This is a genomic window from Providencia sp. PROV129 (assembly GCF_028482245.1).
Classification (GTDB): domain Bacteria; phylum Pseudomonadota; class Gammaproteobacteria; order Enterobacterales; family Enterobacteriaceae; genus Providencia; species Providencia vermicola.
Genome location: NZ_JAMPQD010000024.1, coordinates 59,443 through 75,326, shown reverse-complemented (window position 1 = coordinate 75,326; position 15,884 = coordinate 59,443). Strand labels below are relative to the sequence as shown.

The 15,884-nt window shown below is 39.2% G+C and carries 10 protein-coding genes; all 10 read left to right on the top strand.

Going from position 1 to position 15,884, the window contains the following annotated elements; translation table 11 throughout:
* Window positions 1-30: 30 nt before the first annotated feature.
* The 10 genes from lgt to recD all read left to right on the top strand — a co-directional run bounded on the left by lgt (window position 31) and on the right by recD (window position 15,827).
* Window positions 31-927: a prolipoprotein diacylglyceryl transferase gene (gene lgt / locus PSF27_RS17505; protein WP_206083718.1), complete on the top strand. Its 897-nt coding sequence runs from the start codon at window positions 31-33 to the stop codon at window positions 925-927.
* Window positions 928-1,038: 111 nt separating this feature from the next.
* Entirely contained in the window at window positions 1,039-1,890 is an 852-nt protein-coding gene (locus PSF27_RS17500) for a thymidylate synthase (protein ID WP_206083719.1), read from the top strand.
* Window positions 1,891-2,197: 307 nt separating this feature from the next.
* Window positions 2,198-2,683, top strand: a complete 486-nt coding sequence (locus PSF27_RS17495; RefSeq protein WP_272681936.1) for a prepilin-type N-terminal cleavage/methylation domain-containing protein — start codon at window positions 2,198-2,200, stop codon at window positions 2,681-2,683.
* Window positions 2,677-3,282, top strand: coding sequence for a prepilin peptidase-dependent protein (locus PSF27_RS17490; RefSeq protein WP_272681935.1), 606 nt, complete (start codon window positions 2,677-2,679; stop codon window positions 3,280-3,282). Before PSF27_RS17495 ends, PSF27_RS17490 begins: the two co-directional genes overlap by 7 nt.
* A complete protein-coding gene (locus tag PSF27_RS17485; RefSeq protein WP_272681934.1) occupies window positions 3,282-3,719 on the top strand; it encodes a DUF2509 family protein in 438 nt (145 codons plus the stop codon). Before PSF27_RS17490 ends, PSF27_RS17485 begins: the two co-directional genes overlap by 1 nt.
* On the top strand, window positions 3,716-4,102 hold the full coding sequence (locus tag PSF27_RS17480) for a type IV pilus modification PilV family protein (RefSeq protein WP_206083723.1): 387 nt from the start codon (window positions 3,716-3,718) through the stop codon (window positions 4,100-4,102). Before PSF27_RS17485 ends, PSF27_RS17480 begins: the two co-directional genes overlap by 4 nt.
* A complete protein-coding gene (recC, locus tag PSF27_RS17475; RefSeq protein WP_272681933.1) occupies window positions 4,080-7,457 on the top strand; it encodes an exodeoxyribonuclease V subunit gamma in 3,378 nt (1,125 codons plus the stop codon). Before PSF27_RS17480 ends, recC begins: the two co-directional genes overlap by 23 nt.
* Before the next feature lie 17 nt (window positions 7,458-7,474).
* Window positions 7,475-10,372, top strand: a complete 2,898-nt coding sequence (ptrA, locus tag PSF27_RS17470; protein WP_272539795.1) for a pitrilysin — start codon at window positions 7,475-7,477, stop codon at window positions 10,370-10,372.
* Window positions 10,369-13,980 carry an exodeoxyribonuclease V subunit beta gene (gene recB, locus PSF27_RS17465; protein WP_272574349.1) on the top strand — a complete coding sequence of 1,204 codons (3,612 nt, stop codon included), beginning with the start codon at window positions 10,369-10,371 and terminating at the stop codon, window positions 13,978-13,980. The genes ptrA and recB overlap by 4 nt, the downstream gene beginning before the upstream one ends.
* Window positions 13,980-15,827: an exodeoxyribonuclease V subunit alpha gene (gene recD, locus PSF27_RS17460; RefSeq protein WP_272681932.1), complete on the top strand. Its 1,848-nt coding sequence runs from the start codon at window positions 13,980-13,982 to the stop codon at window positions 15,825-15,827. Before recB ends, recD begins: the two co-directional genes overlap by 1 nt.
* The last annotated feature ends 57 nt before the right edge of the window (window positions 15,828-15,884 follow it).

Sequence of the window (15,884 nt, the reverse complement as noted above, 5' to 3'; positions counted from 1 at the left end):
TATTGGCTTAATCATTAAAAGTGGGGAACGATGAGTAACAGCTACTTAGCATTTCCGGAAATTGATCCTGTTATGTTCTCAATTGGGCCAGTATCGTTGCACTGGTATGGTTTTATGTACCTTGTTGGTTTTGTTTTCGCATTATGGTTAGCAGGGCGCCGTGCTGCAAAACCAAATAGCGGCTGGACTAAAAACGAAGTTGAAAACCTACTATATATTGGTTTTGTGGGCGTATTTGTTGGTGGTCGTCTTGGCTACGTATTTTTCTATAACCTCCCTGTTTTCCTTGATGATCCGCTTTATCTCTTTAAGGTTTGGGATGGCGGGATGTCCTTTCATGGCGGCTTAATTGGGGTGATTTGTGCCATGATGTGGTTTGCACATCGTACTCGTCGCCGTTTTCTTCAAGTTTCTGACTTTGTTGCTCCGTTAATCCCGTTTGGTTTAGGAATGGGGCGTATCGGTAACTTTATTAATGGTGAATTATGGGGACGTGTAACCCTTGATACGCCTTGGGCTTTCCTATTCCCGCATTCACGCAGCGAAGATATTCAATTGGCTGCGCAGGACCCTTCTTTATTACCGATTTTAGAGCAATATGGTGTATTACCAAGGCACCCTTCACAGCTGTATGAAATGTTCTTAGAGGGTATTGTCTTATTCCTTATCCTGAATTTATTTGTTCGTAAACCAAGGCCAATGGGGAGCGTTTCAGGGTTATTTTTAATTGGTTATGGTGCGTTTAGGATTATTGTTGAATTCTTCAGGCAACCAGATGCCCAGCTTGGGTTATTTGGCGGTATTAGTATGGGGCAAATTTTATCTATTCCAATGATAATTATTGGAATTTTAATGATTGTATGGGCATATAAATATGGTCAAAATGTCCCTGCGCATAAGCCAGAAAAAGAGCCTAAAGGTAGTTAAATCACCTTGTTGTTGAGGCTAGCTTAGTATTTTAAATACAATAAGTTAATTGAAAATAAGGTATTTAGTTCTAAGCTTGCCAGTTAAGTTATTTCGAATAAGAGAGCCACTATGAAGCCGTATTTAGAGTTATGCCAACGTATTATTGATGAAGGGCAATGGGTTGAAAACAAACGCACGGGCGTTCGTTGTTTAACTGTAATTAATGCCGATCTTGAATATGATGTTGGTAATAATCAGTTCCCTTTGATTACGACTCGTAAAAGCTTTTATAAAGCGGCGATTGCTGAGCTACTGGGTTATTTGCGTGGTTATGATAACGCAGCACAATTTCGTGAAATTGGTTGCAACACATGGAATGCAAATGCGAATGAAAACCAAGCTTGGCTGAATAATCCTCATCGAAAGGGGGAGGATGATATGGGCCGTGTTTATGGTGTTCAAGGTCGCTCATGGCAACGCCCAGATGGCACCCATCTTGATCAACTTCAAAAAGTGGTTAATAACTTAAAAAATGGCATTGATGATCGTGCGGAAATTATCACTTTCTATAACCCTGGTGAATTTGAAATGGGGTGCCTACGTCCTTGTATGCACACTCATACATTTTCGCTGTTAGGCGATACGCTGCATCTAACATCATATCAGCGTAGCTGTGATGTCCCGCTCGGCTTGAATTTCAATCAAGTACAATGCTTTGTTTTACTTGCATTAATGGCACGGATTACGGGTCATAAAGCAGGTAAGGCCTACCATAAAATTGTAAATGCACATATTTATGAAAATCAGTTACCGTTGATGAGAGATGTGCAATTAAAGCGTGAACCATTTCCTTCTCCTTCATTAACAATTAACCCAAAAATTAAAACGTTAGAAGATATTGAAACATGGGTAACAACAGATGACTTCACACTTGATGGGTATCAGTGTCATGAAGCTATCAAGTATCCATTTACTGTTTAATTATTCTCTTTCATAACTATGGTGGCTTGAGATGATGAGCCACCACCTGCCCTATTCTTGAATACATATTTCTCCTCCTTAAGCTGCTTACACTTTACTGGTGTGTTTTATTTTGTTTTTCCTTGAGTAAAAAAACTCCACTTTTTTGGATGCTATCTATGATTTTGCGAAGCGTTTCGCAAATTGATTTAAACTCAAGTCAAGAGCATTCATTTTTTTGGGAAGAACTATGTAAACAGAAAAACATTTACTCGTTATGTTCGCTTTTTTTAGCGAGATTCCTTCTCTATATGCATGGAGGGGGTTTATGAAAATCAAACTGGATCAAACTCAGCTAGGTTTTACATTAATAGAGATATTAGTTGTGCTATTTATTTGTTCTTTGACTGCTTTTTCGGGGCTGCATTCTTGGCAACAACACATTGAGCAACAACGGCTCATTGATACTGCGAGGCAACTGACTGAGTTTATTTATCAGCATGTAAAAGAAGGAATTTACATGAATCGACAGCAAACTCTTTTTGTAAGATCAGGAAAAGCTGACTGGTGTATGTCCATCAAAGATTCAAACACACACCAAGAGGTAGGGAATATTACATCTGATAAATTTCAGGGAATTGAACTGGCTAGCTCAACTCGTACTTCAGTTGAGTTATATGGGAAGCAAGGCACCAGCCGCGCATTTAGTTTTCAGTTAAAGAATAAAGATAGGGTTATTTCTATTTATATGTCTGCTTTAGGGAGAGTTAGAGCCTGTTCACACTTTGGTATGGCAGGGATACCTAAATGTTGACGCTGGTAAATTGCTTAAATAAGGCAAGGCAAAAAGGATTCACATTAATTGAAATGTTGGTTGCAATGGTAATAAGTAGCCTTATTTGTCTCGCTGTTATGAATAGTATCCCTTCAATCTTTAAGCAAACTTACCGCGCTTATTTTCAATATCAAATAAATAGGGACGTCAGGCAGGTTTTACTGAATATGGAAAAGGACTTTAGGCGCATTGGTTATTGCCGCAATTCTAGTTGTCTGGGAGAACCAATAATGATTAGCGCTAAATCGTTAAGTGAGGGAAAAAATACGTGTATCATTTTTGCCTATGACCAAGACTTATCAGGTGAATGGGCGGCTGTTAAGTCAAAAAAAAGAGAGACAGACTATTTTGGCTATCGGCTAAATAATGGAAAGTTAGAGTCAAACCGAAATGTTAGGGATTGTAGCGGAACAAGTTGGCAGTCATTATTAGATGCAAAATTGGTTACAGTAAAAAAATTAGCTTTTAATTGGATTGAAGGTACTCAACTACTTGAAGTTATTATGAGTGTTGAAACAAGGTTATTAGCTGGACAGCTTTTTGATTACAGAATCTCAGTAAAGCTTAGGAATTTATAATGGCAAAAATGGACAGCCAAAGAGGTAATATTGCTTTAGTGATGACAGTTATTTTAATAACTATGAGTTTGTTATTAATGAGTTCTCTTCATTTTTTTCAAAGTCGAGCTTTAGATGAGTGGCACAAAGAAACTAAATATTATCATACGTTTAACCGAGCTGAATCCGCGTTAGCGTGGGGTTTAACGCTACCTTGGGAAATAAATACAAAGAAAAAATGGGTTTGTCAGCAAAACGTAACACAAAATTGGAAAAGCTGCTTAAAGCCTTATGGCCGCTCAACTTCTATTTTATCAGGTCAAAGTTCTTATAAAGATGGTTTAGATATTAAAGTGTACCAATGGGTTGAATGGGATCCTCTGAAGCAGAGAGTTACTCCCCGTAAGAATGGCTGGTTAGATTACTGTCCTGTTCAACAAAAAGGATTTTGTTTGTGAAAATACAACAACAAGGGTTTGCATTAATAGAATCAATGATAGCTATGGTGGTTTTTGCTATCCTGCTTATCGCTTTGCTAAACTATACACAATATATCGTATTGAATTTTAATCAATTATATAAGAGTTCAATGGCTGTCAGGGAATTGCATAGTGCATTAGAAAAACAACGAATACTGGTCGATGAAATTTCGAAGACGGAAAGGTCTTTCATTGATACAGATTTACGATACTCTGTTGGAAAGATTGAGCAAAGTTACCGCTACCCAGCGGAGTTTTGCACTGAGTTGATGGTTTCATTACTTATTCCTAGGCAGCGGCTTTCGCTTAGCCGTTGGTATTGCTCAATAGGAGAGCGTCATGTTTCAAGTCTATCATTCTAACCAATTAGATTTGTTAAAAGAGCTCATTGCTCATTTAATGAAAAATGAGCCTTTATCTCATCCCTTTGAACAAGAAATCATCTTAGTGCAAAGCCCTGGAATGTCTCAGTGGTTACAGATTGAACTCGCAAAGCAATTCGGGATTGCCGCAAATATTAACTACCCGTTACCAGCGACGTTTATATGGGACATGTTCAGGCGTGTGTTGCCTGAGATACCGAAAGAAAGTGCGTATACCAAACAAGCAATGACATGGAAATTGATGACAATTTTACCCAAGGTTATTGATGATGAAGAATTTGAACCATTAAGACATTATCTACAACATGATACCGATAAACGAAAACTTCATCAGCTTGCGGGAAGGGTTGCAGACCTATTTGACCAATATCTAGTCTATCGGCCACAATGGATTGAAAAATGGCAACAAAATGAGCTAATAGAAGGGCTTAGTACTAATCAGCTATGGCAGAAAAGGTTGTGGCTATGTCTTGTTGAATACTCAAATGAATTAAATCAATCACCTTGGCATCGAGCTAACTTATACGAAAATTTTATTGATAAGCTGAGAAGTACACCTTCTTTAGGGAAAATGCTTCCTAAGCGTATTTTTATTTGCGGAATTTCATCACTCCCACCTGTTTATCTTCAAGCGTTGAATGCCATTGCGGAGCATACCGACATCCATTTAATGTTTACAAACCCTTGCCGTTATTATTGGGGGGATATTCAGAGCGCTTCTTTTTTAGCAAAATTACAACAAAGAAAATTACGTCATTATCTTGATAAACATGAGATATCGCGTTTTAAAATTGAAGAGCATGTACCTCATCTATTTAATGATGAGGGGGAGCAGGATATTGCGAATCCGCTACTGGCCTCGTGGGGGAAGCTTGGTCGAGATAATTTATATTTTATTTCTCAAATTGATACAGCAAATGAAATTTCTGCTTATGTTGATACAAATAGAGCGAGCCTGCTAGAAAATATTCAGCAAGATATTTTAGATCTTGAGGATCACGCACAACTTGGTACGACAATAGAAAACTATAAAACAAGTCAAGGAAAAGGGCTAATACATAAAGGGGATAATTCTATTTCATTCCATTTATGTCATAGCGCCCAACGTGAAGTTGAGGTGTTGCAAGATCATCTGCTGTCTATTTTTGAAGAAGACCCATCATTAACGCCAAGAGATGTCATTGTTATGGTGGCAGATATAGACAGTTACGCACCGTATATTCAAGCTGTTTTTGGTAATACAACATCTTCACACTATATCCCTTTTTCTATTTCTGACAGGAAAGCATTACAAGCTCACCCAATTTTGCAGGCTTTTATCACATTGTTAGATTTGCCACAAAGTCGGTTTTCTACGGAACAAGTACTTAGTTTACTTGAGGTTAAGGCTTTTTCTCAGCGTTTTGGGATTGATGAAAGTGAATTAAGTTTGCTACGACGTTGGGTGAACGAGTCAGGGATCCGCTGGGGGCTTGACGACGATAATGTACGTTCATTTGCTTTACCCGTTATAGGGCAAAATACGTGGCAATTTGGTTTAAGTCGAATGCTATTGGGGTATGCCATGGATAGTCGAAATGGCCCATGGAATGGTATTTTGCCTTACGATGAGTGTAGTGGGTTAGCTGCTCAACTAGCAGGGAAATTGGCTTTATTAATTAATACATTAAGAGAATGGCGTGCCATATTAGCGTTAGAAAAAACGCTTAATGAATGGAAAGAGCTTTGTCAGCAACTTATTGATAGTTGTTTTATAGTTGATAGTGAAACTGAGCTCGTCTTAGCCCTTTTAACCAGCCAATGGCATCAAATTATTGAAAATGCGATGGTGTCAGGTTATGAAGAATCAATTTCACTTCGTTTGATTAGGGACGAGCTTTCAGTACGCTTTGATGATGAAAAAATTAGTCAGCGCTTCTTAGCAGGAGCCGTTAACTTTTGTACATTGATGCCAATGCGTTCTGTTCCATTTAAAGTCGTGTGTTTGCTGGGGATGAATGATGGAGCCTATCCACGAAGTATTCCACCATTGGGTTTTGATTTAATGGCAGAGAAGCCTGCAAGAGGGGATAGAAAGCGTCGGGATGATGACCGTTACCTCTTTTTAGAAGCGCTAAATTCAGCAAGTAACCAGCTGTATATTAGCTATATCGGGCTTTCAATTCGAGATAATCAACCATGCAATCCATCTGTCTTAGTGACGGAGCTACTCGATTATATTTGTCAAAGTTTCTGCTTAGAAGGTGATGAGCTACTCAATATCGATGATAGTTCTAAGCGTCTAAGATCCCATCTGGTTATTCAACACAATCGGGTTCCTTTTGCGAAAGAAAACTATCTTCCTCAAGACCCTTATCAAAGTTTTGCTAAAGAGTGGTTACCTGCAGCGAAGATGACAGAGAGTGTAGACACCTCTTTTTGCTCAGTTCTTCAAGATCCAGAAGAAAAAATTACGCATATTTCTTTAGAGCAGCTTTTACGTTTTTATCGTCATCCTATTCGTGCATTTTTCCAGCAACGTCTGAAAGTCCATTTCTCAATTGAAGATACCGAGCTCCCCGAGGAAGAACCTTTTATCCTTGGGCGGCTACAACGCTATAAAATTAACGACCAAATTTTAGATTTGCTCGTCAAAGAGGAAAGCCCTGATCCTTTTTATCATGCACTTAAAGCATCAGGGCAGCTGCCAGCGAAACAATTTGGTCAGCTTGTTTGGGAACAACAACTTAACGAGATTATTCCATTAGCTGAAAAAATAAAAGATTATAAAGTTCAACCGTTTGATTATCCGATAGATTGTGAAATTGAAGGGATCAAATTGACAGGGCAACTTCAGAATGTGCACGAAGCAGGTATATTACGTTATCGTCCAGCTTATCTAACTGCGAATGATGGAATGCAGTTATGGATTGAGCATCTTCTTTTTAATGCTCAAGTTGGCGAGGGAGAGAGCATTGCATTGGGGCGCGATAACAGTATTTGGCAGTTTTCATCCATCGAAAAAGACGATGCGTTAGGTTACTTAAAAAACTTAGTAAAAGGTTATTGTGAAGGGTTAAACTCCCCATTAATTCTTTTAAACCAAAGTGGTTGGAGTTGGTTAACTGCATGTTTTGATAAAAAAACGAAGCAATATGATTTCGTTTCAGAGGATAACCAACAAAAAGCACTATCAGCCTTAATTCAAAGTCTCCAAGGGAGTTCGATGAAAAAAGGCGAGATAGAAGATGATTACGTGTTGAGGGCTTGTAGAAACTTGAATAGTACAATGATTCAATCGCTGTTACAGAATACTCAGCGTTTTTTACAGCCAATGACTAAATATTTAAAATAACGGGAGTGCATTATAGGATGCAATATTTATCCAAAAAAATCGCCCAACTATTCTTATTATTCATAGTATTAGGGTGTGGTAGTGCTATTGCCGCTCAACCATTATGGCAATTGTTACCTGAGACGATTAATAAGAGTGAGAGCGACCCTCGCGAGTATAAGGCAATAAAACTGAATAACGATATGACGGTTTTATTGGTGTCTGATGCTAAAGCAACAAAATCATTAGCGGCTGTTTCTATACCTGTAGGAAGTATTGAAAATCCAGATAGCCAGCTAGGGTTAGCTCACTATTTAGAACATATGGTATTGATGGGCTCTAAAAAATACCCAGAACCAAGTAGCTTTTCTGAATTCTTACAAAAACACGGCGGTAGCCATAATGCCAGTACTGCACCACACCGAACAGCATACTATTTTGAAGTGGAGAACGGCGCATTAAAAGAAGCGACTGATAGATTAGCTGATGCATTAGCGGAGCCGTTATTAGATCCTACTAATGCAGATAGAGAGCGTAATGCAGTTAATGCAGAATTAACGATGGCGCGTTCTCGCGATGGAATGCGTATATGGCAAGTACGTTCTGAAACACTAAACCCACAACATCCTAACTCTCGTTTTTCTGGCGGTAATTTAGATACATTAAAAGATAAGCCTAACAGTAAATTACAGGATGAACTTGTTGGTTTTTATAAACATTATTATTCAGCGAATTTGATGAATGGTGTTCTTTATGGTGATCAATCAATTGAATCTCTTGCCAATATAGCGCAAGAAACGTTTGGTCGTATTCCTAATTTTAATGCCAGTGTTCCTGCCATTAATACTCAAGCGGTTACAGATAAAGAAAAAGGCATTATTATTCATTACGTGCCAGCGCAGCCACAAAAGGCGATTCAAATTGAATTTAGTATTAAAAACAATATGGCGGATTTTCGCAGTAAAAGTGATAGCTATATTAGTTACCTACTTGGGAATCGTAGCCCTGGAACATTAGCTGATTGGTTAATTTCGCAGGGTTTAGCTGAAGGAATAAGCGCATCAGCATCACCAAACGCGGATAGAAATTATGGTTCTTTCTCGATTTATGTCACTTTAACGGATAAGGGGTTACAGGAACGAGACCAGATTATTGCCGCTATTTTCTCCTATATAGAGCTAATCAAAAATGATGGTATAAGCAAAAGCTATTTTGATGAAATTGCAAAAGTGCTTAACTTATCTTTTCGCTATGGTTCGGTTGTTAGGGATATGAACTACATCGAGTGGTTGTCTGACCAAATGATCGATGTTCCTGTTAATCATGTGCTTGATTCTGATTATATTGCAGATAAATATGATCCCGCAGCCATTAAGCAACGTCTATCTGAGTTGACCGCAAAAAATGCAAGAATCTGGTTTATTAGCCCTGATGAACCAAGCAATAAAAAAGCGTATTTTGTTGAAGCTCCCTATCAAGTGGATCAGGTCACGCAAAAACAGTTTGAAAATTGGGATAGTTTAGAGTCTAAAATGCACTTTAAACTGCCAGCATTAAACCCTTACATTGCGGATAAACTACCCTTAATTAAACCTGAAAAAGCTTATAAACACCCTGAGTTTATTTATCAAAATGGAAATACTCGTGTGTTATATATGCCAAGCCAATATTTTGCTGATGAACCTAAAGCAAGTATCACATTGTCTTTACGTACAAAGCTAGGTAATCAGAGTGCGAAAGATCAAGTAACAGGGGCATTACTGCAATATATTTCGTCATTAAAAATGGATGAGCTGCAATATCAAGCATCCGTTGCGGGTATGTCTGTTTCTGTTTCACAAGATATTGGTTTACAGCTCAATGCGAGTGGTTATACGCAACATTTACCAGAACTCTTTTTATCAATGACTAAGCTGTATTTAAGCTTTGAGCCAACAGAGCAAGAGTTAGCACAGGCAAAATCTTGGTATAAGGAACAAATAGCCGTTGCAAATAATGCTAAAGCTTATGAATTGGCAATGCAGCCTCTTCAGCGTATTAATAGCGTACCTTACTTTGAACAAGAGCAACGTCTTGCTGAGTTGGGCAAAATATCGTTAGGTGATTTGACTCATTATCGTCAACTATTGGTGAAAAGCGCAGCATTACAAGCCCTCGTTTTCGGTAACATGAGTGAGTCGCAAAGTATCAAAACAATTCAGGATGCTCAAAAGTTATTACACAGCGAGGGTACTGAATGGTGGCGTGGTGATGTGGTTGTTATTGATAAAAACTATTTAGCTGACTTCCATAAACAAGGGAATAGTACCGATAACGCACTTGCTGAAATCTTTGTCCCAGATGGCTATAGTCGCATAGATGGCGCAGTGCTGTCAGGTATTTTAGCGAAGGTTATTCAGCCTTGGTTTTATGATCAATTAAGGACTAATGAACAGCTAGGTTATGCGGTATTTGCATTTAAATCTGGCTTAGGTGACCAGTGGGGAATGGGCTTTTTATTACAAAGTAATGCCAAGACACCCGATTACCTTAACATGCGCTATCAAGCGTTTTATGCTCAGGCATTAGATAAACTTAAAAAGCTACCAGTTGAAGAGTTTAGTCAGTATAAACAATCAATTATTACTGAAATGAACCAGCCACCACAGACATTTTATGAAGAGCTTGGGCGTTATTCATCAGACTTCTCACGTAATATTTTTAGTTTTGACACCCGTGAGAAAGTTTTGTTGGCCTTAGGGGCTGCAACGAAAGAGCAAGTCATTGAATATTACGAAAATGCAGTCATTAGGCGAAAAGGGCTAGCATTAACATCTCAAGTCATTGGTCAAGGCGTGGATGCGAAGTCTGGTTTTGCTCAACTGAAAGATTGGGTGTTTTACCCAACAGCTTCAGAGTTACAAAAGATTTTGCCAATAAAGGAAGATGCTGAGTGAATAAAGTGCAGGTAGAGTCCCAACTATTAAATGTATTTTCTTTACCATTAAGTGGACAAAGATTAATAGAAGCTTCTGCGGGAACAGGGAAGACATATACTATTGGTATACTCTATCTGCGGCTTTTATTAGGTCTAGGGGGGGGAAATGCGTTCCCTAGACCGCTTAGCGTTGAAGAAATATTAGTGGTGACATTCACTGAGGCTGCAACAAATGAATTACGTGGACGAATACGTCAGCGAATTCATGAAATGCGTTTGGTTTGCTTAAGGAATGGCGTTGGGTTTGAATCTCAACCTGAATATTTGGAGTTGCTTGGTGAGCTTTCAGGTGAAGAACAATTAAAATTTGCACAAGAGTGGTTATTGGCGGCTGAACGGCAAATGGATGAGGCTGCTATTTATACTATCCATGGGTTTTGCCAAAGGATGCTAGTGCATAATGCATTTGAATCTGGTGTACTCTTTGAGCAAACAATGATCCAAGATGAATTTCCAATTCAAAAGCAAGCCTGTGCAGACTTTTGGCGACGCCACTTTTATCCGCTTGATTACTCAATGGCTAAAGTCGTGCAGTCCGAATGGAATGGCCCTGAGTCTCTTTTAGCTGAAATAAGGCCTTTCTTACAAGGGGATATGCCGCTTATTATTAATCAGCCTAGGGTTCAAGAGTCTTTGGAGGAACGGCATCAGCGCATAATTTCCCTTATTGAATCGGTGAAACTATCTTGGCGAGAAAATGCAGGGGATTTTGAAAAACTCATTACAGGCTCTGACGTTGATAAACGAAGCTACAGTTCTCGTTTTTTACCAGGTTGGTTAACCAAAATAGGCCTGTGGGCGGAAGAAATCACCCAAGATTATGATCTTCCAAAAGATCTTGTTCGTTTTTCTCAAACGGTATTACATGAAAAATCAAAAAGTGGGCAGGGCCCTGAGCATGCGGTTTTTCAGCAAATAGAGGTGTTACTCACTCAATCACTCACGTTGAAAGATATTGTGATCCCATTAGCGATTTCAGAAGTTAGGCAAACTATTGCTGATGAAAAACATCGTCGCGGGGAAATGGGGTTCGATGATCTTTTAACGCGTTTAGACCGTGCTCTGAGTCATGATGGTGGTAAGTTCTTAGCACAGACGATTAGCCAGCGTTTTCCTGTTGCAATGATTGATGAGTTTCAAGATACAGATGCACAGCAATACCGTATTTTTCAGCGAATTTATCAAGGTGTTGATAATACAGCTCTTTTATTTATTGGTGATCCGAAACAAGCCATCTATGCCTTTCGTGGCGCAGATATTTTTACCTATATTGAAGCGAAAAAAGAAGTTAGCGCTCACTACACATTAGAAACCAACTATCGCTCATCACAAAGTATGGTTGAAGCCATAAATCGTGTGTTTAGCCATTGCCAATCGCCTTTTATTTTTGAACAAATTCCATTTCAGCCCGTTAACTTTGCACAACAAAATGTAGGGAAAAAACTGGTCAACAGAGGTAATGAGGTAAAAGCTCTCACTTTTTGGCAGTTAGATGCAGAAGCTGTCTCTGTTTCTGAATATGAATATGGAATGGCGAAACAATGTGCAGCGCAAATTGCACAATACCTGCAAGGTGGGCTCGAAGGTAAAACATACTTCGTGAATAATGAGCAACAGGTTTCAGTTTCCGCTTCAGATATTACCGTATTGGTACGCAGCCGCCGTGAAGCAGTATTAATTAGAGATGCCTTAAATCAGCTAAATATTCCTTCAGTTTTTCAATCAAATAGGGAAAGTGTATTTTCAACACCTGAAGCGAGGGATTTATTGTGGCTGCTACAGGCAGTGTTGACTCCTGAAAAAGAGCGCGTGCTACGAAGTGCATTAGCGACAGGGATTTTAGGGCTAACCGCCAAAGAGATTGATGAACTCAACCATGATGAAAAAGCATGGGAAAATCTCGTTGATGAATTCTCTCGCTATTCTACCGTCTGGCAAAAACGAGGTGTATTGCCAATGTTGAGAATGATAATGTCACAGCGCCATATTGCTGAAACATTATTATCTGCAATTGATGGTGAAAGGCGTTTGATGGATGTTATGCATATCGGTGAGCTATTGCAGGAAATGTCAGTTCAACTTGAAGGTGAGCACACACTAACGCGCTGGTTAGCACAACAAATTGCTCATCCCGACCACCAATCGGACGCGCAGCAGATGCGCTTGGAAAGCGATAAGCACCTTGTTCAAATTAGTACAATCCATAAGTCAAAAGGCCTTGAATATAAAATTGTGTGGTTACCTTTCGCTAGCAATTTCTTACCGCAATCTAAAGGCTTATATCATGATAGGAATGATTATGGTACGAGGTTAGATTTAGAAGATAGTGAAGAAACCGTTATTTTAGCAGATGAAGAACGTTTAGCTGAAGATCTCCGTTTGTTGTATGTAGCATTAACTCGTGCAATTTACCATTGTAGTGTCGGTATTGCTCCGTTAATAAAGGGAAATAGAAAGAAAAGTGGTGAAACGGATTTACATTTATCAGCCCTTGGCTACGTTATCCAAAAAGGAGAGCCAGGTGATCATCTGCTGCTAAATAGTATGTTAAATGAGATTGGCAATGAGATTATTGACGTTATTCCTATTGGTCAGTTTGAATCCGAAAGACTCGTGTTAGACAAAGAAACTCATGGCGATTTAATGGCGAGGGAACTAACTCGTTACTTTGATGATCACTGGCGGGTAACCAGCTATTCAGGGCTTAGTTATGGGGCTAGCCATTCAGAAGATGGGCAAACAGTCTCTCCGTTACAGTTTGCAAACTCATTGGCACCTAAAATGGATGTCGAAGTGAGTATTGATCTCGAACAACAAGACGATGAAATCGATAATATCTTAACTCCTCATCAGTTTCCTAAAGGAGCATCACCAGGAACTTTCCTGCATACCTTGATGGAGGAAATTGGCTTTAGCGAGCCAGTTTCACTCGAGTGGTTAACTGAAAAGCTTGAAGGTTCGGGGTTTGATGTTAAATGGGCGCCCATGTTGCAAGAATGGCTAAAAGCAATCGTAGATGCTCCCCTTTCTGACGACGGGCTTTGTTTATCCGTATTGCCGCTACAAGATCAGCTTGATGAAATGCAGTTTTATTTGCCCATTGACGCCATCATTAATGCGAAAAGCTTAGATAACGTAACGCATCGCTATGATCCATTATCTAAGCAATGTCCGCCATTGAATTTTGAAAAAGTGCAGGGGATTTTAAAAGGCTTTATCGATTTAACTTTTTATTGGAATGGAAAATTCTATTTACTTGATTATAAATCGAATTACCTTGGTGAAGATGCTTCATTCTACACGCAAGAAGCGATGGCTGAAGCAATGATTGACCACCGCTATGATTTACAATATCAATTGTATTCCTTGGCGCTACATCGCTATTTAAAACAGCGCTTACCTGACTACGATTATGAAACGCATTTTGGTGGTGTGTATTATCTCTTTTTAAGAGGAATTGATAGCGTTAATTCACAGAATGGTATTTTCTTTTATCGCCCAGTAAAAGCGTTTATTCAAGCTATCGATCAACTGTTTAGCGATACACCTGTTAAGGAGGCATGCTAATGAAATCTCTTTTTAATCGAGGGATTGAAGAGCGAATTTTTATGCCTTTAGATGTGCAATTTGCTTACAGTATTGCTGATGAAAACAATCCCATTTTATTGGTTGTTGCTGCGCTTTTGAGTGCGGAAACCATGACAGGACATGTGTGTTTAGCATTATCTGACGTGACATTGGATAACCTATTTTCAGGGCGTCATCAAGAGCTTGCAAATGATTTTTGGCAAAGAATGGGGCAGCCTGACAAAAAAACACTTTATCAAGCTGTGCAAAATGCACATGCGGTCTCTTTAACATCAGAAAATAGCCTCTCCCCGTTATTGCTTTCGGGGGATTATTTATATTTTCAACGTATGTGGCAGTATGAGCAGTGTGTTGCTCATTTTTTCTCTAACAGGTCAGTGAAAAATAGTCAGAATCAACAAATTCAATCCGTGTTAGATACTCTCTTTCCTATTTCAGAAAGTATTGATTGGCAAAAAATTGCAGCAGCAGTTGCTGTAACCAGTCAGGTTTCCATTATTTCAGGGGGGCCAGGTACGGGAAAAACCACGACAGTTGCCTGTATACTGGCTGCTTTAATTAAGCTGGAAATGCAAAAAGAGAATCAGTTAAAGATTGAGCTGGCGGCTCCAACAGGGAAAGCCGCAGCAAGGTTAACGGAATCCCTTGGTAATGCGATGAAAGGCATGCCACTGACCGAAAAAGAGCGTGAGATTTTGCCAAGTCAAGCAAAGACGTTGCATCGATTATTAGGGGCTCAACCAGAAAGTCAACAATTTCGCTTTAATCGCAATAATTTATTGTCATTGGATGTCTTAATTATCGATGAAGCATCGATGGTTGATTTACCGATGATGGCAAAATTGATTGAGGCGCTACCCGAACAGGCAAAATTGATATTTCTAGGGGATAAAGACCAGCTTGCATCAGTAGAAGCAGGGGCGGTACTCGGAGATATTTGCCAGTTTGCAGATATTGGCTATAGTCCTGAAAGAGCGAAGCAATTGGCAGAAATTACAGGTTATTCATTAGGTGAATACTCGTCGGTTGAAGGCCCTGTTATTCGTGATAGTTTGTGCTTATTACGCAAAAGTTATCGTTTTTCAGCGCAATCAGGTATTGGGCAACTTGCTTTTGCTGTTAACGACGGCAATTCCACTCGGGCTCAAAAGCTGTTAAACCAAGGGTTAGTGGATGTGCATAATTATGTACAAGAAACCGCAGATGATTATGTGAAAATTTTATTTGATGCTTCAGTTTGCTATGAAGATTACTTACTTGCGGTGAAAGCAAATAAAACGCCTGAAGAAATTTTATCTAAGTTTAATCAATATCGGTTGTTAACCGCGCTAAGAGAAGGGCCTTTTGGTGTCGTTGGGCTAAACGATAAACTAGAAAAGCTACTTCATCGTCAAGGGCTAATCAATCGGCCTTATAATCATTTGAATAAACATTATGCAGGTCGGCCTATAATGATCAGCCGTAATGATAGCCCATTAGGGCTTTTTAATGGCGATATTGGCATTATTTTACCTGATGAAGAAGGCGCACTTAGAGCTTATTTTCAGTTTCCTGATGGGAGTATTCGCGGAGTTCAGCCAAATCGACTTCCTTCACATGAAACCGCTTATGTGATGACGGTTCATAAATCACAAGGTTCGGAATTTACTCATACCGCATTCGTTTTACCCCAATTATATTCACCCGTTATTACTCGGGAATTGGTATACACCGCAATCACCCGAGCAAAAAAAGAACTTTCCCTTTATAGCAACCCGAAGATATTACGTCGGGCAATCGAAACACCAACAAAACGCCGTAGTGGGCTAACGAGACAGTTAGTGTAACCATGACAAGTGATAGTATAGGTAATAAAACTACTTAACTTGTTAATAATAATGATT